Raw genomic sequence first — 20629 nt, forward strand, 5'->3', positions numbered from 1 at the left:
TGCGGTTATGGGCGACTGAACTTCTCGGACCGGCCCAGCCTGCGCAGCCGGACCCACTCGGCGAAACCTTTCGGATCGCGTTGCTGCACAAGGAAGTACCAACCGAATCGGGCGTACTCCTGTGGGATGAGTTTGCGCATGCCGGGCTGGCTCATCAGGTAGCCGCGGTTGCGGTAGGTGAAGAACCGCTTGACGGCGTTGTCGGGGTACTGGGTGTGCATCCGGCCACCGAGGATGGGCCGGAACTCCGCCGACCCGTCGGGGTGGAGGTAGCCGGCGCGCAGGCAGGTGCCGAAGCGCGCGCCCGAACGGACGAGCCGTCGGTGCACCTCAACCTCGTCCCCGCGGAAGAACAGTCGCAGATCCGGCACGCCGACTTGCTCGAGGCACGACGCGGAGAACAGCGCACCGTTGAAGAGCGAGGCAATGCCGGGCAGGAGGTCGGAGTCGTCGTCGAGGAACAGTTCCGAGCGCTTGCGGCGCCACACGAGGCCGCGACGGAGCGGGAACGCGAGGGTGTCAGGGGCGTCGATGTTGGCGACCACCGGTGACACCTCGTCGAGCTGATGCCGTGCGGCACAGTCCAACAGCGTGCCGAGAACCTGTGTGCCGTCGGGGCGGCCGTCGTCGTCGGCGCACCACACCCAGTCGGCGCCCAATGCCAGGGCGTGCAGCATGCCGAGGGCGAAGCCGCCGGCTCCGCCGAGGTTGCGCTGCGATCCCAGGTAGGTCGTCGGGACAGGCTGTGCGGCAACAAGTTTCGCCACAGCATCGTCATCATCGTTGTCGACGACGATCAGGTGATCGACGGCGCGCTCCTGTCCGCTCACCACCTTCAGTGATTCGGCGAGCAACTCGACTCGACGGTGGGTCACCACCACCGCGACCACCCGCGCATCGTCGGTCATGACTTGTCCAGGTTGGCCAGAACCTTGCGGACGTGCTCGGCGGCCTTGGGTCCCTCGTACGCCCCGACCACCTCTTCGATGCCGCCCTCCATCTTGATCTGACCGTGGTCGATCCAGAGTGCGCGGTCGCAGAGCTGCGCGAGGAATTCATTGGAGTGGCTGGCGAACACGAGGATGCCCGACCGCTCGACAAGCGCCTGCAGCCGTGCCCGCGCCTTCTTCATGAAGTCCGCGTCGACCGCGCCGATGCCCTCGTCGAGGATCAGGATCTCCGGGTCGATCGACGTCACCACCCCGAGCGCGACGCGCACCCGCATACCGGTCGAATAGGTGCGCAGCGGCATCTCGAGGTGATCGCCGAGTTCGGTGAATTCGGCGATGTCGTCGATCTTCTTCAGCATCTCCTTGCGGGTCAGGCCCAGGAACATGCCACGGATGATGATGTTCTCGTAGCCGGAGATCTCCGGGTCCATCCCGACGCCGAGGTCGAACACCGGCGCCACGCGTCCGTTGACGCGGCATGCGCCTCGGGTGGGCTCGTAGATCCCCGACAGCAAACGCAGCAGCGTCGACTTGCCGGCACCGTTGTGGCCGACGAGGCCGACGCGGTCGCCGTGTTTGAGGTGGAGGTTGATGTCGCGCAACGCCTCCACCACGATCACGTCGGAGTCGGTGGAGCCGATGACGCCACCGGCTGCGCCGATCACGGACTTCTTCAGTGAGCGGGTCTTGGCGTCGAAGATGGGGAAGTCGACGCAGGCGTCCCAGGTGTCGACGCGAACCCTGTTGTCAGGTGCCATGGTGAGGTCCTAAACCCAGTACGCCACGCGGGCGCGGTAGTTGCGCATCACGAACATCGCCATCGCCCAGCCGACCGCGGTGCACCCGAGCACGATGATCCAGTGATAGAGCTCCACGTTGTCCCCGAGTAGTTCCCCGCGGGAGATCTCGAGGTAATGAAACATCGGGTTGAGCTCGACGATCCGCAGCCGAGACGAGTCGTCGCCCGCCGTGGTCTCGCTCAGGCTCTGCGCCGACCAGATGATCGGGGTCATGAAGAACACGAGGCGTACGACGGTCGTCAGCAGCTGGCCGATGTCCCGGAACCTGGTCGAGAGGATGCCGAACACGATCGAGACCCAGATCGCGTTGAGGATGAACAGACCCATGGCCGGGATCACGAGCAGCATCGAGAAACTGAACGGCGGTGGGAACACGATGAAGATCACCACGATGATCACCACGTTGTGGGCGAAGATGATCAGCTGCCGCCACACCACGCGGTACACGTGAACGCTCACCGGTGCCGGAAGCTGTTTGATCAGGCCTTCGTTCTTGGCGAAGATCTCCGACCCTTCCAGGATCGAGCTCTCGATGAAGGCCCAGAAGATGAAGCCCAGGGCCACGTACGGCAAGAATTTGCTCAGGTCCTGGCCGAACAGTTCGCCGTAGAGCAGCCCCATGGCGACCGCGGTGACGCCGGTCGCGATGGTGATCCACAACGGCCCGAGAACCGACCGTCGATACCGCTGCCTGATGTCTTGCCAGCCCAGGTGGAACCACAGTTCGCGGCTGTCGACACCGTCGCGGAGGTCCTTCACCGCACGTCGGAGCGTGCGTGAATCCGAACTCTCGGGACGCGCTGGGATCGCGTCGTCGTCGACTACCGCTGACACGGGGACTCACTGTACTTGCCGGTAGAGATCAGACCCTCGCGCGCCCGGGTGTTCAGAGGTACTGGCCGGTGCTGGGTCCGTGGGGACCGCCGGCCGTCATCCCGGGTGGCAGCGCGCCCTGACGCATCTGCTCGAGCTGGGCGCGGGCCGCCATCTGCTGCGCGAACAGCGCCGTCTGGATGCCGTGGAACAGGCCTTCGAGCCAGCCGACGAGCTGGGCTTGGGCGATGCGCAGTTCGGCGTCGGACGGGGTGGCGTCGTCGGTGAACGGCAAGGCCAGCCGCTCGAGTTCCTCGCGGAGCTCGGGTGCCAGCCCGTCTTCGAGTTCCCGGATCGACGACTCGTGGATCTCGCGCAGACGTGCGCGTGACGCGTCGTCGAGCGGAGCGGCGCGCACCTCCTCGAGGAGCTGCTTGATCATGGTGCCGATCCGCATCACCTTGGCCGGCTGTTCGACCATGTCGGCGATGTTGGCCTGCTCGTCGTCCTTGCCGGCGGTCGCGTCGGAGCCGCCGACGATGATGACATTGTCGGCGTCGGGGGTGGGCGTGCCGCCGAACGGGCCGGGGGTTGTGTCGTCGCTCATCATCATGGGTCCATTGTGCAGAAAGCGGGCTCACACAAGAGGCGGAGGGCCACTTGTGCGCGCGGTCTATCGTTGTGCCCATGCCGTTCGACGTCGCTCACGTGCGTGGTTTGTTTCCCTCGCTCGGTGACGGCTGGATCCACTTCGATCCGCAGGCCGGGATGCAAATACCGGATTCGGTCGCGAATGCGGTGTCGAGGGGATTCCGGCAGTTGGTGTCGGCACCCGGTGACGCCTATCCGGCGGCCCGGGAGAGTGCGGACGCCCTCGACGGCGCGCGTCGGGCGATCGGTGATCTGCTCGCCGCCGACGCCGCGGGGGTGGTGCTCGGCCCGTCGCGAGCGGCGCTGTTGCACGCGTTTGCCGAGGCGATCGCCCCGAACACCTGGCTGCGCGGCGAGGTTGTCGTCAGCCGCCAGGACGACGAGGCCAACATCGTCCCCTGGTTGCGGATCGTCGACCGATTCGGCGCGCGTGTCCGATGGGCAGAGGTCGACGTCGAGACCGGCGGCCTGCCGGTGTGGCAGTACCCCGACCTGATCAACGAGAACACCGAGATCGTCGCGGTGACGTTGGCGTCGGGCACGACCGGTGCGATCACCGACGTCAACGAGATCGCGCCGTTGACTCGCGAGGTGGGTGCGCTGCTCGTCGTCGACGCGACGAATGCCGCGCCCTATCTTCCGCTCGACATCCACGAACTCGCCGCCGACGTGCTGGTGGTTTCCGCGGAACGCTGGGGTGGACCGCGGATGGGGGCGATGGCGTTCCGGGAACCGCACACCATCGATCGTCTGCGGATGATGTCGATGAATCCGCGTGCGACCGGGCCCGCGCGTCTGGAACTCGAACCGCATCAGGGTGCGTTGCTGGCCGGGGTGGTGGCGTCGGTGGAGCATCTCGCGGGCCTCGACGAGGACGGAATCGGCAAACGTCGTCGTCGGCTGGAAACCGCGATGGACGGCGTCTACGACTACCTGCAGCGTCTGACGTTCTACCTCACGACCACGTTGGAGCAGCTCAATCAGGTCAACCTGGTGGGCACCGAGGAGAACCGGATACCGGCGGTGAGTTTCACTGTCGAGGGTGTCAGCGCCGACAAGGTGGTGCGTCGCCTCGCCGACAACGGCATCTGCGCGCTGGGTGATCTGCCGAGTCGAGCGCTGAACAGGATGGGGGTCGACGACTTCGGTGGCGCGGTGACCATCGGTCTGGCCCCGTACTCGACGCCATACGAGGTTGATCACCTGGTCAGGACGCTCGGCTCGCTGGGCTGACACGCACGTTCATCTGGTCGGTTGACCCGAAGGACTCGCGCTGCGCAATCGTGGCCGCTAGGTTGACGACAATGAATGTTGACACGGACCGGCAGCGCGCACTGACGCCGCAGGAGGTCGAGACCTGGGGCGCATTCGTCGACGGGGGCTGGGCGTTGATGGCGCGCGTCACCGACGAGATGAGTGCGCGGGGACTGGCCGTCGCGGACATGCGCTTGCTCGAAGCGCTCGAGGACACACCCGATCGCGGTATCAGCGAACTCGCAGACGCCGTCCACATGCGGGTCAGCACCGTGTCACGTCAGATTGCCCGGCTCATCGACGACGGTGAGGTCGAGAAGATCAAGTCCGACGGCGACGGCCGGCACCGGCTGGTGCGCCTGACGGAGCAGGGCCGAGCCACGCTGCATGAGCATGTGATGGTCCGTGACAGCGTGATTCGACGGCACGTCATAGACGTTTTGTCTCCGGAGGAATTCACCGCTCTCGGCGACGTATTCCGCCGAATTCGCGCGGGGATCCCCGGCTGCGCGGGCGAGTGAGTTGACTCTCGATTTCCCGAGTTATCGTATGTGACTCAGGCATCGTTGTCCCGGAAATCGGAGAAATCCTTGTCCCCCTTTTGGGGGTCTCGTTCGAGGACTTCCGAACAAAAACAAGTCTTGGTCAAGCGTCCATATTCTCCACGCCACGCCGAAACGTAGGTCGCGCACTCATGAGCGGGGAAATCTGTTGCCGCTCGGGATTGTTCGCGCCCATTATTCAGGAGCCACTGGTGCTTCCCTGGATCAGTGGGACTTCCTATTGAGGATCTCGAAATGCGCGCATTGGATTGTTAATTCCGGCAGGCTCGGCTCAATTTATGCTGCTTCTTTGAGCCGTGCCTATTTTGGTCGTTTACTGCATTCTGCAGAAAAGTTGTCGCCTGATTATTAGTGTGTGTGACTGGGATCACACCCATTCCTTCATGAGCCACGCGACGAATAGATCGGGAAATCCGATGCAAAGAGCTCTCCGTCCCATCGCCACCACCACCATCGCCTTTGCGAGTGTCACTGCGCTCGCGCTGGGCCCGATGACCACCCCGCCGGCGCTGACCCGCGATGTCGGGATCGAATCGCCGGCGATCGTCCCGACGGCCACGTGGACCGAATTGGTTCAGAACACGTCAGCGAACCTGGATCATCTGATACCGGTGCTGACGGCCGACCCATTGCCGGTGCTGTCGCAAATCCTCGACAACAACCTCACCAGCCTCGGGAATGTTGCGGGTCCGACGATCGACATCGTCGTGGGTGGCGCGGGGTACGTGATCACCCTGCCGATCACCGCAGTGCAGGCGATCCAAGCGCTGTTCGGTGGCGGCGGGATCGAGGAAGCGGCTCAGATTCTGATCGGGCCGCTGGTTTCGCTGGTTCAGGGGCCAGGGTCTGAACTCTTCGACGCCGTCGTCGCGGCGCTGACGCAGCCGTTCCAGAACTTCGTGAATGCGCTAGGCACCATCACTCTCGAGAATGTCGCGGCTCTCGCGCTGGGCGTCGTTTCTCCGCTTCTCGCGACCGTCGTGGCGACGGTGGAAGCCATTCAGAACTTCGTCGGTGCCGTCAATGACGACGACAGTGATTTCGGCGACGTGGTGCAGTCGCTGATCGACTTCATTCCCACCATCGTCGACGGGGCGCTCAACGGTGCGGATGTCGTTGACACGACGATCGATACCGGGCTTCCTTTGCTCCCGCCCATTGCCTTGACCTTGGCTGCAGGGGGCCTGCTGAGCCCCGCGGGAAACCTCGAGATCAGTGTTACGGGCTCAATCCTGCGTCCGGTGCTGAACATTGCGGCGACAACCTCGGGAACGATTGTGACCATCAACAACTACCTTAAGCAGGTCGCCGAAGCGATCACGCCGGTGAATACGGCCGCCAATCGACTGAGCTCGGAGAATGTGTCCACCTTCGCCGCGCCCGATTCGACCGACGCCGAAGCTGACAAGACCGATACCGAGAAGACCGCCCCGGTCGACGATGCTGCAGCCAACACCGTCGTGAACACGACGAACGTCGGGAACCCAGAAGGGCAACCGACCGGCGAGCCGGAGGGTGGTGCTGCCGGGAAGTCCAAGGCCCTGGAGGTGCCCAAGCCCAAGTTGGGCAACTTCGGCAAGCCCAAGGACGGTGACACAGCAAAGCCGAATGGTAGTGACGCCGGCAAGCCCGAAGGCGGTAACGCGGAGGCCGGTGACGAGAGCGGCAACGCCGACGCCGGAAACCAGAGCGCCGACAACGGCGACAACGGCAGCGACGGCGACGACGGCGACGACAGCTGATCCGACATTGATCCGTTTGAAGTTGAGTCCGGAATTCGGGCTCAACTTCAAACGGATCGCGCTTCTCGCTGTCAGACCGGAGCGACCGCCAGAAGGACCTTCCCGATCGCCTCGCCGCTGTCGAGTCGGGCGTGGGCGGTGTCGGCATCGGCGAGTGAGAGCACTGAGTCGATCACCGGCCGCACACGTCCGGCGTCGATGAGCGGCCAGGTGGTTGCGAGGGTCTGCCTCACCACCTCTGCTTTCCCGCCGACGCCGCCGACCGGGCGCGACCGAAGGGTGGTGCCGTGAATCGACAGGCGTTTGCCGAGCATCAGCCCGATCGGGAGTTCGGCCTTGACCCCGCCCTGCATGCCGATGATGACGAGACGCCCACCCGTTCGGAGGCAATCGATGTTGGGGCGCAGATACTTTGCGCCCATGATGTCGAGGATGACGTCGGCGCCACCGCTCTCGTTCACCACGTCGGTGAAGCTCTGCTGGGTGTAGTCGATGAGGATGTCGGCACCGAGGGCATCGCAGCGCGCGAGCTTGGCCTGGCTGCGCGCGGTCACCGCGACCCGTGCGGAAAGCGCGTGCGCCACCTGGATCGCGTGGGTGCCGATGCCGCTGGAACCGCCGTGGATCAGCACCAGCTCGCCCGGCTGTAGGTGTGCGGTGCCGAACAGATTCGACACCACCGTGCACGCCACCTCCGGCAGAGCTGCCGCCGAGGTGAGGTCGACGCCTTCCGGTACCGGCAGGAGTTGGGCAGCCGGGACCGCCACCTTCTCCGCATACCCGCCGCCGGCGAGCAGGGCGCACACTTCGTCGCCCTCCGACCAGCCGCTCACCTCTGATCCGACCGCCGAGATCCGCCCCGAAACCTCCAACCCGAGTGTGTCGGGAGCGCCGGGTGGCGGCGGATACAGTCCCTTGCGTTGGAGCAGGTCCGCACGGTTCACGCCGGCAGCGACGACGTCGACGATCACCTCGTCGTCGCCCACGACGGGATCGGGGATGGTCTGAAGTGACAGATTCCCGGACTCGACGACAATGGCCTTCACCCCGTCGATCGTGTCACACGCTGCTCAGCGATGGGTGCGACCGAGGCCTCGGGCCCCCTGCCGTAGTCTTGCTGCTCAGGGAAGCGTGGCAGAGCGGCCGAATGCACTCGCCTTGAAAGCGAGCGTGGGTAAAACCACCGGGGGTTCAAATCCCTCCGCTTCCGCTCACTGACCTCACTCCGAGGCGTCGTCCGACCGCTCCTCGCTGTCACGCCGACGGTCCGCGTGCAAGGACTTGACTCTCCGCTCCTCGCGCAGCACCTCGACGTGTTTGGTGCGTTCGGCCTCGAGCCACTCGGGCATCTCGACGAGTAGGGCGTTGATCTGTTCGGTCGTCAGGGCTTCGGTCACCTCGCCTCGGATCAAGCCGGAGTTCGAGATCCCGAGCTTGGCGGCCACCAGGTTCTTCGGGTGCGGACCGTTGGCGCGAAGGTCGCGCAGCCATTGCGGCGGGTCGGCTTGGAGGGCGGCCAGTTCCGCCCGCGTGATCGGCCCGGCGCGAAAATCTTCGGGTGTCGCCGGCAGGTAGACGTCCAGCTTCTTGGCGGCGGTGGCCGGCTTCATCGACTGCGAGCTCATCCTCGCAGCGTATCCCCGCGGTAGCCTCGACGCGTGAGCCCGCCCGCAGAAGCCGACCGCACGGATTTTCGGGTCGCCTTCGTGCCAGGCACGACGCCGGGGAAGTGGGTACGCATCTGGGGTGAACGCCACCCGGAGGTGCGACTGGAGTTGGTCGCCACCGAGGTTGCCGATACCGCTGCGGCGATCGGCAATGGAAACGTTGACATGGCGATCACTCGACTGCCTGATGCGGTGACCCACGCCGACCCCGGCGCGCACCACACCATCACGCTCTACGACGAGACGACGGTGGTCGTCATCCCGAAGGATCACCTGCTCAGCGCGGGCGAGGAACTGCAACCGGCAGATCTGGCCGACGAGAGCCTTCTGTGGCCGCTCGACGAGCCTCTCGTCGTCACCGATCGCCCTGGAACCGCGATCGAGCATCGACCCGACACGACCGCCGACGCGATCGAGCTCGTGGCCGCCGGCATCGGACTTCTTCTGGTTCCGCAGTCGCTCGCCCGACTGCACCATCGCCGCGACCTGGATTACCGGCCGGTCACCGATGTCGCGACGAGCAGCGTCGGCCTGCTGTGGCCGGACCCGACGTCGGAGCTGGCCGAGGAGTTCATCGGGATCGTCCGTGGCCGCAAACCCAACTCGTCGCGAGGCACGGCCGAACCGGCACCGAAACGGTCGGCCAAAGAGAAGGCAGCGGCCAAACGAGCCGCGAGGGAAGCGGCCGGCAAAACACCTGGGCCCGGAAGATCGAAGAGCCGTACCCGCCGGCCGCGCTAACTGGCCGCAGAATTCGGACGTCACCGCACGGCGGCGATGGTGGAGGCGGGAAGAGCGTGGTCGCCGAGCGTAAGGCATTCCGACCCACCGGGAAAGGCGTCCGAAACGGTCCTCCTCAGTGCCCGCCGAGGGCACATTGCCCTCGGCGACACCTCACGGCGACCGTTTTGGACGACACCTCCCGGGGCGAGCCGGTCCGACCACCCGAACGCACCGCGACCCCGATCGGATGTATGTACCCCTCAACCCGACCAAGTGCACTGTGTACGTGGCCAGGTTCCCAGGTACAGATCTCCGTAGGTGGCCGCGGCGGTCACCCAACTCTTCGGATCAGCGACCCACCCGCCGCCTGCGGCGGCGATCGTGGAGGCGGGAAGAGGGCCGTGGAGCGCGGCGCTGCGACGATGATCCACGAAAAGTAGGGGAAGAAACTCGTCCCCTATCCCTGGAGTCCTCCCCGCGAATTTTCTCGCGGGCGACTCAACAAGCAGGGGCAGAAAGTAGGGGAAGAACCTTCCCTACTTTCAGTGGTCCGGTGGCTCGCTGACGTGGCCCGTTCGCCTGCCCTTCGAGGCATCCCTCGGCTGGCGCCTCGGGCACCTCAGCGAGCGGTGGGGTGGTGGACGCTTATGTGCAGGTCAGAGCGCTAGTCACCGAACTCTTCGTATCAGGATCTCGCCACCGGGATATACCACGGCCACCAGTCCGGCACACCGCTCGGACATCGTTCGGCCGCAACAGGATCTGGTGGCGTGACGGGTACGGCCAGGGAGAGAATGAGCCACAGAACCGCGATCGCGAGAGAAGTGATCGCCGGGTAGTACAGCCGTGCAGTTGCATTTCGGAGGAGCGTGGAAGCGATCGACAGAACCAGAATCGAGGTGAAGAAGATGGCCGGGCCGCCAACGGTTGCCGCGAACAAAAAGCTGACATTCTCGTTCGGCTGGGAGTCGCACGAACTCCAGACGGACGAGATCACGTAGAAGCCCACGAGTGATGCGACGAGCGAGAAGGCAAGTGGGATACCGACGTTCCTGGCGACTCGGGTGCCCTGCGGGGTAACCCCGAGCCTCATGGTCATCCTTGTCATGGCCATCCGTCAGCGGCTCTGCGTGACGTCCGTGATGATCTTGCCCTCGGCGATGTTGCGGACAAACGATCGCGGCTCGTTCGACAGATCAGATGAGTCCTTCGCGGCAGACAGCCCGAAGGCGGCGAGGCAGACACCGTTGTCGAGAGTTCGGTAGGCGAGAGTCCGCGCCGCCGAAACCGAGTTGCGAGAAACAGATTCGGTGGCGTAGCGCCAGTCGCCGACCGTCTCGCTGTCCTTGAAGGCGGAACTGTTGATGCTCGAGCAGTTGAGGGTGAACAGTTCGACGATGGTGATCGGCTGCACCGTCGAGCCGCTGTCGTCGAGATCCTCGGACTGCCGGTCGATCTCGGTGTAGCTGCGCTGTTCGCGGCGCGGCGTCAGCAGGTATCGGTCGGGATACTCACTCGAGTTGGATTTGACGGTCTTCCAGCCGGACGGAACGTCGACCTCGATGGTCACGTTGCTCGCGAGTTGCAGTGTCTCGGTGCGGTTGTCGCCATCGTCGCTCGGCCAGAGCGCCACGACAAGGGTTGCCGTGAGGCATACGACAGCGACGACGGCGCAGATGACGCCGACGATCAGTGCGGTGGAACGACGACGCGGAGGCGGTGGGGCCCCGAACTGTGCAGCCCCGAACTGCCCGGTGCCGAACGCCGGCCCGAAAGACGGTGGTGCGCCGAACGGCGCCGGGTTCTGCGGCGGACCGAACCCGGGCCCGGCAGGGGGTGGACCGTAGGGGCCTGCCGGCGGACCCGGCGGCGGCATCGGCTGCGCGTGCGGCGGCCCGGGCGGGATCGGCTGCCAGCCCGAATCCGGGTCACCCGGCCCGGGGCCCCACGACTGCGTCATCTCGACCAACCCCCTCGACTCGCGGTCACGAGGTCAGTCTTGCACGGGCGACGGCTTGCGCTCGGCGAGCACTCGCCGACCGCGCCCCTCCCGAGTTGCGCTCAGCCCGGTCGGGACCAGTTCGGCGATCCGGGCATTGAGTGTCACCAATCGGTCGAAGGCGCGGAGAGGACCGTCGCCGAACCAGGTGAGGTAGAAGGTTCCGGCGAACGCCGCCAGCGCCCCGAGGACGAGCGCGCCGGCCAGCACCGGGTAGTGCGCCATCGGAACCGCCAGGTAGCGGTAGGAGACGAGCAGGGTCGCGAACAGCACCGACCCGCCGGCGACCAAACGGATGCGGGGCGCACCCCATCCGCGGGCGGGGTCGCGCAGAGCCGAATCGATGGTCAGGCACAACACCGCGCCGGCGACCAGGTCGACGCCGTAGTGATAGCCGAAACCCAACGTCGCTGCGAGGGTGCAGACCAGCCACAGCGACCCGATCGTACGCATCCACAGCGGTGCGGGACTGCCGTCGACGTCGCGTCGGGAATGCAGGAACACGGCCAGCGCCCAGGCGGTGTGCATCGACGGCATGCAGTTGCGGGGTGGCCCGCCGTCGAAGTGCAGGGGAGCGGGTGTCAGGTCGATCGGTGGCAGCACGCCTGGCCAGTAGTCGCCGAACTGGGCGCCGCCGCCCTCGGGTCCGAACGCGAACATCGGGCCGATGACCGGGAACAGCACGTAGAAGAGTGGACCGACCAAGCCGAGCACCAGGAACGTCCGGACCAGGTAGTGGCTGGGCCAACGGCCCGTCCGCGCGACGCCGCGCAGCTGCCACACCGCGACCACCGCAGCGGCGGCCGGAAGCTCGATGTAAACCCAGTGCAGCAGCCATTCGACCTTGGGGCCGAGGGCTTCGAGAATGCGTGCCGCATGCCACGACGGTTGCCCGAGGGCGTGGTCGGCCAGCATCACGTACTCGTCCAAGACGAGCGGCTGGGTGTGGATGGTCACGCCCAGCCAGATGTCACCGACCTTGGTCGCCAGGATCAGCAGCGCACCCAACGCCGCAGCGTAGAGGGCATTTCGACGGTCGACGCCGGTCCAGCGCCAGCACGCGACGACGACGATCCCGGTCAGCACGATCACCGGTCCGTTGCCGACGGCCACCACCCCGGACTCCAGCCATCGGGGTATCGCGTACAGGGCGTCGATGGCCACTGCCGCACCGAGCGCGATGAAACGTCGTCGCCACGACAACCCGACCATCGCGAGCAGCAGACCCGCCCACGGCAGCGTCATCGATTTCGGGGTGCCCGCGTAGTCGTGCCAGAGGCTCTCCAACGGGCCCAGCGTCGACTGTCGGGTGGCGTAGATCTGCAGCCCGACGAGCAGGGCGACGACGAGCGCGAGCCCGCCGATGACCCGAACACGAGATGGCGACAGCATCCGCTGTCGCCATTCGTGTCGGCGTGGGTCCTCGACTAGCACGTTCGTATCGTAAACGGCATGTGAACTGAGTTGTTCAACCAGTTGAACGAAACGTCGGCAAGGTGAACAAATCGTGACCGATCAGACGACCGCCGCGGTCACCAGCAGGTACTCCCAGTCCATTCGCCCGCCGTCGATGTGGCGATCCGCCAGGTCGGCGATCGCCGCGTCGAGTTCCGCGGCCCGCTCGGCGTCGTCCCCGATCGCCGTGAACGCGGTGATGGTGGGTCCGTAGTTCGCCTTGAAGAAGTCGCGGAAGGCCGCTCCGTCGTCGAACCGGTCCACGGTGACAGCACCGACCTGCGCGTCGAGTCCGGTCACCGCGGTGCCGAACAACGAGCGCACGTGATCCTCGTCGCCCCACAGGACGCCGGGACGGGCGTGCGGCGGCGGTGGCGGAGCGTAGGGCTTCATCACCCCGAACAGTTGACCGATGAAACCGGTTGGGGTCCAGTTGATCAGGCCGATCCGTCCGCCGGGCCGGACGACGCGCACGAGTTGGTCGGCACACTTGCGATGGTCGGGTGCGAACATGACGCCCACGCAGGACGTCGCGATGTCGAAGGTGTCGTCGTCGAACGGTAGATCCTCGGCATCGGCTGTGCGCCAAGTGATATCGAGATCGCTGGCCGACTCGCCGGTCTGCAGCAGCTCCGGGGTGAGGTCGGTGGCGACCACGCGGGCTGCGGCTCGCGCCGCCGGTACCGCGACATTTCCATCGCCGGCCGCGACATCTACCAGGGTCTCACCCGGGTTGATCGTCAAGGCATCGACGAGGGTTCGGCCCAGCGGCGCGATGAGGTCGGCGACGGCAGGATAGTCCCCGGACGCCCACATCGCGCGATGCTTGGTCTTGATCGCGGCGTCGAGGTCGGGGGTGATGGTGCGGACAGTGGTCGTCGGGTGCGACATGGTGGTGATTCCTTGTGTTCGGATATCGGACCCATCCAGCGTCGCTCTCACGTGGCGGTCGTCTCCAGATCACGATCTGAACCACTCGTGGTACAGAATCTGTACTGGTCCCGAGCCGGGCGCGGGTGTGTACTTGAACGAAGCACACGGAGGTGGTCGCATGACCTCGTATGGACAATTCTGCCCGGTCGCCAAGGCGATGGAACTTCTCGACGAGCGCTGGACGATCCTGGTGATTCGCGAACTCCTCTTGGGCAGTAAGCATTTCAATGAATTGCGACGCGGGGTGCCCAAGATGTCACCCGCGTTGCTGACCAAGCGCCTGCGCGGTCTGGAACGGGCGGGAGTGGTTCGACGCACGGTGGTCGGAGGCCGGTCGGTGTACACCCTCACCGAGAAGGGTGACGAACTCGCCGAGGTGGTCACCGCATTGAGCACCTGGGGAATCCGATGGATCGGGGAGTTGGGCGACGCCGACCTCGACCCGCACCTGCTGCTGTGGGACATGCACCGCACCATCCCGATCGACCAGTGGCCACGACGACGCACCATGGTGCAGTTCCGGTTTCGCGATGTGATCGGCAAGGCCGGAACCTGGTGGCTGGTCGTCGACGACGGCCAGGCGCAGGTGTGCGACTTCGACCCTGGCTAAGACGTCGACGTCGCGATCGACACCGACCTGCGCACCCTCACCGAGATCTGGCGGGGTGACACAGACTGGCGAAATGCTCTGCGCGACAACAAGGTCGATGTGCTCGCCGCGCCTTCTGTTGCTCGACAAGTTCCGGGCTGGATCGGGCAGGGCAACTCGGCGGCCATTCCGCGGCCTGCGTGATCTGGTGGCGCGTCAGCGCAACCCGATCGAGCGCATCAGCATCGGCCACGAGGTGTTCAACTCGTCGCGCCAGTAGCCCCACTTGTGGGTGCCGGTGGTGCGCAGGTTGGTGGTGAACGGAATCGACAACTGCGACAACCGATTACTGATCTGGCCCGTGCAGAACCAGGTGCCGATCTCTCCGATGATGCCGCGGAAGGTCTCGTCGACCGGGTCGGCGATCAGGTTGTTGTACTTGCCCGGGACGCCGTTGCCCGACGACATGTAGATCGTCTTGCCGCGGAGGTTCGCCGCGAGGAGGTAGGGGTCGTGCGCACGCCATTCGGGATCGCTGAACGGACCCCACATGTTCTCGACGTTCCCGCCTCCGCGACTCACGTCCCAGCGGGTGAGCATCTGGTTGGGCAGGCTGGAGATGTTGGCGCAGTCGCTGTAGCCGGCCACGCCCTGGTAGAGGGCCGGGTGTCGCGCGGTCAGAGTGAGGGCCGCGACACCGCCCATCGATGCCCCGGCGATCGCGTTGCGGCCATTGCCGCCGTACTCGGCGTCGATCAGCTTGGGCAGTTCGCGGGTGAGGAAGGTCTCGTACATGTACTTCTTGCCGATCGCCGGGTCGACGGCGCGCCAGTCGGTGTAGTAGCTGTGCGGGTCGCCGACCGGCGTGACCACGTTGAGCTTCTCGGCTGCCGCGAGCGACTGCAGGTTGGTCATCGCGTACCAACCCGACTCCTCGTCGTGCGCTTCGGCGCCGTCGAGCATGTACAGCGTCGGGCGCTCACCATCACCCGACGGTCGTTGCAGGTCGACGGTGATCTCGCGCCCCATGATCGGCGACCACACCTTGAGTCGCTCCCGACCCTTGACGGTGGACTTCGACACGACGCGGACGACCGTCTTGTCCGGCTCGGCCTGCGCGCTCGACGTCCCGGTGACGAGCACGCCAGTGGCCATCACCGCCGCCACCAGGGCAGACAACAGAACACGTCCGGACACGACCGACCTCCTGGCCATACGATCTCGTGACCCAGCGTCACGAACACCTGCATCATTATGTGACAGAAGCGGCTGATGTGACTAATGGTGTGATCGTTCCGAAACCGGACGAATACGTCACAGCCAGTCGCGGCGTCGGAAACTGACGTAGAGCGCTCCGACGATCACCACGATGAGCACCGTGCTGGTGACGAACCCAAACGTGCGGGCGAAACCCGGGAACGGGACGTTCTGGCCGTAGAAGCCGGTGATCGCGGTCGGGACGGCGACGATCCCGGCCCACGCCGTCAGCTTCTTCATCACGGTGTTGAGGCGGGCGTCGGCCAGCGAGAGGTTGGTCTCGAACACCGTCGTGATCATGTCGCGCAACGACTCGGTCCATTCCGCGGCGCGCAGCGCGTGGTCGTAGAGGTCGGAGAAGTGCGGATCGAGTTCGGGTGGTGCTTGGTTCTCGAAGCGGCGGCGCTGAATTCCGGCGATGACCTCGCGCATCGGCAGGACGACGCGTCGCAGCACCACGAGATCCTTGCGCAGATCGTAGGTACGACGCTGCAGCGAGCGGCCGGGCACCCTGTCGTCGAAGAGGAGCTGTTCGAGATCCTCGATGTCGTCATCGAGCCGCTCGACCGCGTCGAAATGCCCGTCGACCACGACATCGAGCAGGCCATGCAGAAGTGCGCCGACGCCGTAGCGTTCGCCGCCGATGTCCTTCCAGCGCTGCACCACCTGCTCGATGTCGAAACCGGAGTTCCGGCGCACCGTGATGAGCGCGTTGTGTTTCACGAAAATCGAGATGCGATGCAGATCGAACAGCGTCGCCCGCTGGAGCGGCTGCTGTTGCGGCAATGGCTGCTGGGTGGGTGGTGCGGCATCTGAATCCGACTGTCCGTCACCATCTTTGATGGTGATGGCGTACACCATCAGGAAGGTGTGTGCGGTATAAGTGACGGTCTTGACCCGCTCCACGGCTGCGGTGGTGTCCTCGACGGCGAATGGGTCGAGGTCCAGTTCTGCTGCCAGATGGGTCAGTGTCTCGTGAGTGGGGCATTCGAGGTCGGCCCAGACGAGCGTGCCCGGTTGGTCGATGCACTCGGAGATCTGGTCGAGCTGGAAGCCGTCGACGAACTGGCCGTCGCGCCAGATCTGTCCGCGGACATGTTCGTGGCCCATCCGACGATTGTGCACCGCTCGTCGCGCACCGAACGGTCGTTGCGGCAGGATCGCAGCATGACGGCCGGGCAGGGATCGCGCAGGATCGCGTCGCTGACCGGTATCCGGACCGTGGCGGCGCTGGCCGTCTGTCTCACGCATGCGGCGTTCTGGACCGGCAACTACACCGACGACTTCGCCGGCCGGATCTTCGCGCGGTTCGAGGTCGGCGTCGCGATCTTCTTCGTGCTGTCCGGATATCTGCTGTTCCGGCCATGGGTTCGCGCAGCGGCCGAAGCGTCGACGACGCCAGGGGTTCGACGCTACTTCTGGCACCGTGCGCGGCGCATCCTTCCCGCGTACTGGATCGTCGTGACCGCGGTGTACGTGCTCTACGCCGTTGCGCCGCCCGGTGGAGTCGAGTCGGCCACCGGCAACGGCTGGTCGGGCTATCTGCGGAACATGACGCTGACCCAGGTCTACGGGATCGGCCACCTGCACAGCGGGCTGACGCAGATGTGGAGTCTTGCTGCCGAGGTCGTCTTCTACCTGGTGCTGCCGCTCATCGGTTGGGTGCTGGTGGTGGCGCTGTCGCGCCGGCGGTGGCGACCCGATCTGCTGATCGTCGGTTTGGTCGGGGTGATGCTGATCAGTCCGATCTGGTCGGTGGTGGTCGCTGGCAGTGATGGCGTCGATCTCACCGCGCGGCTGTGGGCTCCGGCATTCATCGGTTGGTTCGCGGGCGGGATGCTGCTCGCGGTCTGCACCCGTCTGGTCCGACGCTGGCCGGCGTCGTGGTCGGTGGGCATCGCGATCGGGGCCTTTGTGCTGTCCGGATCTGCCATCGCGGGCGAGCCGACCATCACCCCGACCACCGCGTCGGCGACCATCGTCAAACACCTTCTCTATCTCGTCGTCGCCGTCGGGCTGATCGGCCCGCTGGTTTTCGCTGGGCGTGACCTGTGGACGAGGTTGTGCGGGAGCGCACCGATGGTGTGGTTCGGTGAGATCTCCTACGAGTTCTTCCTCGTCCACGTGGTGGTGCTCGAGGTGATGATGGACGTCCTGAACTACGGCGTCTTCACCGGGTCGTGGCTGATCGCGTTCCTGGTCACGACGGCGGTGAGCACTCCGATCGCCTGGGGGCTGCACCGTGCCACCGCACCCCTGTGGCGTGCGCGGACGCCGGGGAGTGTCGTCGAGCCCGGGTAGCATTGTCGGCAGAGAAGGCGGGAGAAATTCATGGTCGACAACCGGTATCCGGGGCGGCGGTCGCGTGCGCGTTCGGCCAAGGAGATCCGCGCCTGGTGCGACGCGTCGCAGATGCCCGGCGACCGGCCCGACCTCTCCGACGTCGCCGCACTGCTGATCGCGTCGGGTTTCCTCACGCCGGGCGGACGGGCGATCTTTGTCCGTCGGGTCTCGTTGGGACTGCCCGTGCCGACGCTGCCCGCAGGCTTCGGTGACCTCCGCCGACTCCAGCGCGGGATCACGCAGCTCGAGAATCAGCTGGTCAGCCCGGTTGTTCCCGGCGTGGTCGGCGCGGTGATGCGCAATCGCCTGAACGGCCTGGTGCGGCGTCGGGAGGATGCACACAAGGCGATCGTCACCGCCAAGGGCGTGTTCGCCGGTGGCACGCGAGCCATTCGCCGGGAGCGCCGCGAGAACGTCTACCTCGAGATCGATGAGCGGGAGCGCCTGTTCTCGGGCCTGCTGTGTACGCCCACTCCCAACGTCAACGCGTCGAGTTACATGCGCCGGGCAGGTTCGGCGGCGATCGATCGGATCGCGGGTGTCGTCGGCGCTGTGGCCGCGAAGTCGGGCAGCCCGCAGGCCGAGACGTGGGCGGGTCAGATCCTCGGGGGCGGTCGGGAGCAGGCGGCACCGCAGGCACCGCGGGCGGCCGGATTCATCGACGGCTACGAGACGCTTCTCTACGTCGCCGGGCACTACTACGACCGCATCGTCCGCAATCCGGCCTGGCGCTCCGACCATTTCGAGGTGCAGCGCACCCAGGTGAACCTGCACGCCGAACTCGCCGAGATCGCGGCCGACGTCATCGCATTGCGTGCGGTCCGCATCGACCTCGACCGCGCGAAGCGCAACGGCGGGTTCGACAAGTCCTTCGCCGAGCAGATCGACCGTCGGGAAACCGTATTGCGACCGGTCTGGACCGAACTCATCGACCGCGTGCAGGCCCTCGCCGAAGTCGCGTTCGTCGTCGAGTCGGCCGCCGTCGAACTGCGCATCCTCGCCGAGTACAACAAAGCACTCACCATCGACGACCGCATCGACGAACTGATCGCCAGGTCGGGGGATCGAGAGATATCCGTCGACAACTCCAAGCGCCTCACCGAACAGGTACGCAGTGGCGAGGAGCAACTGCGGATCTACCGAGATGTCTTGCAGGGAAACATCGCGCGAATTTCTCCCGCTGCCGCACGCGAGCTTCCGGCTCGGTATGAACCCGCGCCAGGGCGGTCCGGAACCGGGGATCGGAGAAGCTGACGCGTCAGCGCGACCACGAACGCAGATAGTCCTTTTCGGTCGGCGTGAGCCGACGCAGCGTGTGCGCCTCGATGTCGACGACCGCCATCTGGGTGCTCGCGACACATGCCGGACGGCTGTCGGGCTCGGCGTCGGCTCCCCGGATCTCGTAGCCGATGGTGAAGTCGACGGATCGAAAACCCTTGATCCACATGGCGATTCGCAGTGGCGAATCGGCGTGGCGCAGTTGACTCTGATAGCGGATCTCGACGTGGACGATCATCGCGCTCTGGATCAGCGGGGCGTACTCCTCGCCGGCACTGAGGAGCCACGCGATGCGCGCCTCTTCCATCAACGTGACCATGCGCGCGTGATTGATGTGGCCGAAGGCGTCCATGTCCGACCATCGGACGTCGACCTCTGCGACGAACGCGAAACCGCTGCTGTCTTGTGTCGCCACTGGTCTGGATGTCCTTTGTGTGATCGCAAACTCGATTGTGGGCCTTCTCGCGGTCGGCTATCCGCGGGTAGTCTGTCACCCTATAAGTGGTCTGTCCGCTGGGGGGCGCGCGGCCGCGTGTCGTGAGATCGGACCGACGGAGCACGTGTCTGAAACGGGGTAGGAGAAAACCGCATGGCGAGGCGTTGGATCGCAGTCGTTGCCGGGGTCGTTGCTGCGCTGTTGACGGCACCTGTGGCCGCACATGCCGCGCCCACGCCGACGGCGCGGATCGCGAAGTCGGTGAAACTGAGTGCCCTGCGGACCGACATCTGGGTGTACTCGCCGGCGATGAAGCAGCGGGTGAAGCTTTCGGTGCTCACGCCGGCCGGAGCGTCGGGTCCCCGTCCGACCGTCTACATGCTTGATGGCGCAGGTGCCGAAGGCGACGTGAGCGACTGGATCACCAAGGGTCGTGCGGGCCGTTTCTTCGCCGACAAGAACGTCAACGTCGTTCTTCCGACCGGCGGCAAGGGGAGCTTCTACACCGACTGGCAGAAGAACGACCCCAAGCTCGGTAAGCCCATGTGGGAGACGTTCCTCGCCAAGGAACTCCCCGCGCTGGTCGACAAACGCTTCAACGGCACCGGCCGCAACGCGGTGATCGGCTTGTCGATGGGCGGTCAGGCTGCCTTCGCGCTCGCCATTCGCCATCCGTCGCTGTACCGGGGTATCGCGTCGTTGTCGGGCTGCCCGCCGGTGTCGGGGCCCGCGAACGAAGCGTATGTCCGCACCACCGTCGGACGTGACGGCGGCGACGCCACCAACATGTGGGGGCCGTTCGGCTCGAAGGGTTGGCGTGCGCACGACCCGAGCCTGCACCTCGACGCCCTGCGCGGGAAGCAGATCTTCATCTCGGCCGGTTCCGGGGCCGTCGGCCCGCTGGACCTGCAGCGCCGGGTGGAGCCCGACGAGGGGCCGCGTGAGGCCGTCACCGCGTCGTCGTCGGCCCTTGAGCTCGGCGCCTACCGCTGCTCGTTGGAGTTCGCACTCACGATGCGTGCCGCCGGCGTCAACTACACCGACGGATTCCGTCTGATCGGCACTCACACCTGGGCGTACTGGGAACAAGACCTCCCCGCCCTGTGGCCGGTCATCTCGCGCGGGCTCTACAGCTGACCCGGCCACCGCTCCCGGACCCCACCACCGCTCCCTGAG

At 65.7% G+C, this 20629-nt stretch carries 20 protein-coding genes, 1 tRNA gene and 1 pseudogene; 9 read left to right on the forward strand and 13 right to left on the reverse strand.

The genetic code is table 11. The annotated features are described in order from the left end of the window. Positions 1-5: 5 nt before the first annotated feature. From ABZW74_RS00145 to ABZW74_RS00160, 4 genes are read right to left on the reverse strand one after another with little or no spacing between them, the layout of a single operon-like run. Complete coding sequence (locus tag ABZW74_RS00145; RefSeq protein WP_355272707.1) at positions 6-908, reverse strand: glycosyltransferase family 2 protein; 903 nt, start codon at positions 906-908, stop codon at positions 6-8. After that, complete coding sequence (locus ABZW74_RS00150; RefSeq protein ID WP_240857907.1) at positions 905-1708, reverse strand: ABC transporter ATP-binding protein; 804 nt, start codon at positions 1706-1708, stop codon at positions 905-907. The genes ABZW74_RS00145 and ABZW74_RS00150 overlap by 4 nt, the downstream gene beginning before the upstream one ends. A gap of 9 nt (positions 1709-1717) precedes the next feature. After that, a complete protein-coding gene (locus tag ABZW74_RS00155) occupies positions 1718-2584 on the reverse strand; it encodes an ABC transporter permease (RefSeq protein ID WP_240857908.1) in 867 nt (288 codons plus the stop codon). A gap of 52 nt (positions 2585-2636) precedes the next feature. Next, complete coding sequence (locus ABZW74_RS00160) at positions 2637-3170, reverse strand: bacterial proteasome activator family protein (RefSeq protein ID WP_240857965.1); 534 nt, start codon at positions 3168-3170, stop codon at positions 2637-2639. 80 nt (positions 3171-3250) lie between these two features. On the opposite strand from ABZW74_RS00160, the gene ABZW74_RS00165 reads away from it, so the two are divergent. The 3 genes from ABZW74_RS00165 (at position 3251) to ABZW74_RS00175 (ending at position 6773) form a co-directional block, all read left to right on the forward strand. Continuing rightward, the gene (locus ABZW74_RS00165; protein WP_240857909.1) at positions 3251-4447 is read left to right on the forward strand and encodes a cysteine desulfurase-like protein; all 1197 of its coding nucleotides are present in this window, start codon (positions 3251-3253) and stop codon (positions 4445-4447) included. Between the two features lie 71 nt (positions 4448-4518). Beyond that, positions 4519-4989, forward strand: a complete 471-nt coding sequence (locus tag ABZW74_RS00170; RefSeq protein WP_240857910.1) for a MarR family winged helix-turn-helix transcriptional regulator — start codon at positions 4519-4521, stop codon at positions 4987-4989. Between the two features lie 338 nt (positions 4990-5327). Continuing rightward, the gene (locus ABZW74_RS00175) at positions 5328-6773 is read left to right on the forward strand and encodes a hypothetical protein (protein WP_355272712.1); all 1446 of its coding nucleotides are present in this window, start codon (positions 5328-5330) and stop codon (positions 6771-6773) included. A gap of 71 nt (positions 6774-6844) precedes the next feature. Here ABZW74_RS00175 and ABZW74_RS00180 read toward each other — a convergent pair whose 3' ends face one another. Continuing rightward, entirely contained in the window at positions 6845-7819 is a 975-nt protein-coding gene (locus tag ABZW74_RS00180; RefSeq protein WP_355272714.1) for an NAD(P)H-quinone oxidoreductase, read from the reverse strand. Positions 7820-7898: 79 nt separating this feature from the next. Between ABZW74_RS00180 and ABZW74_RS00185 the strand changes: the two genes are divergently transcribed. Then, positions 7899-7983: transfer RNA gene (locus ABZW74_RS00185), tRNA-Ser, on the forward strand. Positions 7984-7993: 10 nt separating this feature from the next. Here ABZW74_RS00185 and ABZW74_RS00190 read toward each other — a convergent pair. Next, positions 7994-8383 (reverse strand): DUF5997 family protein, encoded by a 390-nt coding sequence (locus tag ABZW74_RS00190; protein ID WP_355272846.1) that lies wholly within the window; start codon positions 8381-8383, stop codon positions 7994-7996. Positions 8384-8431: 48 nt separating this feature from the next. Between ABZW74_RS00190 and ABZW74_RS00195 the strand changes: the two genes are divergently transcribed. Beyond that, the gene (locus tag ABZW74_RS00195) at positions 8432-9181 is read left to right on the forward strand and encodes a LysR family substrate-binding domain-containing protein (RefSeq protein WP_355272717.1); all 750 of its coding nucleotides are present in this window, start codon (positions 8432-8434) and stop codon (positions 9179-9181) included. A 667-nt stretch (positions 9182-9848) separates the two neighbouring features. Here ABZW74_RS00195 and ABZW74_RS00200 read toward each other — a convergent pair. From ABZW74_RS00200 to ABZW74_RS00215, 4 genes are all read right to left on the reverse strand, one after another. Further along, the gene (locus ABZW74_RS00200; protein WP_355272720.1) at positions 9849-10172 is read right to left on the reverse strand and encodes a hypothetical protein; all 324 of its coding nucleotides are present in this window, start codon (positions 10170-10172) and stop codon (positions 9849-9851) included. 108 nt (positions 10173-10280) lie between these two features. Beyond that, positions 10281-11123 (reverse strand): hypothetical protein, encoded by an 843-nt coding sequence (locus ABZW74_RS00205; protein ID WP_240857916.1) that lies wholly within the window; start codon positions 11121-11123, stop codon positions 10281-10283. Positions 11124-11156: 33 nt separating this feature from the next. Continuing rightward, positions 11157-12554 (reverse strand): DUF5933 domain-containing protein, encoded by a 1398-nt coding sequence (locus tag ABZW74_RS00210; RefSeq protein WP_355272724.1) that lies wholly within the window; start codon positions 12552-12554, stop codon positions 11157-11159. A gap of 123 nt (positions 12555-12677) precedes the next feature. Further along, a complete protein-coding gene (locus ABZW74_RS00215; RefSeq protein ID WP_276614898.1) occupies positions 12678-13508 on the reverse strand; it encodes a methyltransferase domain-containing protein in 831 nt (276 codons plus the stop codon). A gap of 160 nt (positions 13509-13668) precedes the next feature. Between ABZW74_RS00215 and ABZW74_RS00220 the strand changes: the two are divergent. Then, positions 13669-14343, forward strand: a pseudogene (locus ABZW74_RS00220) (helix-turn-helix domain-containing protein). Positions 14344-14355: 12 nt separating this feature from the next. Here ABZW74_RS00220 and ABZW74_RS00225 read toward each other — a convergent pair. Together ABZW74_RS00225 and ABZW74_RS00230 are read right to left on the reverse strand one after the other, a co-directional pair. Then, the gene (locus ABZW74_RS00225; protein ID WP_240857919.1) at positions 14356-15336 is read right to left on the reverse strand and encodes an alpha/beta hydrolase family protein; all 981 of its coding nucleotides are present in this window, start codon (positions 15334-15336) and stop codon (positions 14356-14358) included. A 117-nt stretch (positions 15337-15453) separates the two neighbouring features. Then, entirely contained in the window at positions 15454-16506 is a 1053-nt protein-coding gene (locus ABZW74_RS00230; protein WP_355272728.1) for a magnesium transporter CorA family protein, read from the reverse strand. A gap of 57 nt (positions 16507-16563) precedes the next feature. Here ABZW74_RS00230 and ABZW74_RS00235 point away from each other — a divergent pair, with 57 nt between their 5' ends. Both ABZW74_RS00235 and ABZW74_RS00240 read left to right on the forward strand, forming a co-directional pair. Further along, positions 16564-17697, forward strand: a complete 1134-nt coding sequence (locus ABZW74_RS00235) for an acyltransferase (protein ID WP_355272731.1) — start codon at positions 16564-16566, stop codon at positions 17695-17697. Positions 17698-17727: 30 nt separating this feature from the next. After that, positions 17728-18993 carry a hypothetical protein gene (locus tag ABZW74_RS00240; protein ID WP_240857921.1) on the forward strand — a complete coding sequence of 422 codons (1266 nt, stop codon included), beginning with the start codon at positions 17728-17730 and terminating at the stop codon, positions 18991-18993. 4 nt (positions 18994-18997) lie between these two features. Here the strand turns inward: ABZW74_RS00240 and ABZW74_RS00245 are convergent, their stop codons facing one another. After that, positions 18998-19432 carry a thioesterase family protein gene (locus ABZW74_RS00245; protein WP_308221043.1) on the reverse strand — a complete coding sequence of 145 codons (435 nt, stop codon included), beginning with the start codon at positions 19430-19432 and terminating at the stop codon, positions 18998-19000. Positions 19433-19606: 174 nt separating this feature from the next. Between ABZW74_RS00245 and ABZW74_RS00250 the strand changes: the two genes are divergently transcribed. After that, complete coding sequence (locus tag ABZW74_RS00250) at positions 19607-20590, forward strand: alpha/beta hydrolase family protein (protein WP_355272735.1); 984 nt, start codon at positions 19607-19609, stop codon at positions 20588-20590. Positions 20591-20629: the final 39 nt, after the last annotated feature.

The sequence above is a fragment of the Gordonia sp. NPDC003585 genome, assembly GCF_040610755.1.
Taxonomy (GTDB): domain Bacteria; phylum Actinomycetota; class Actinomycetes; order Mycobacteriales; family Mycobacteriaceae; genus Gordonia.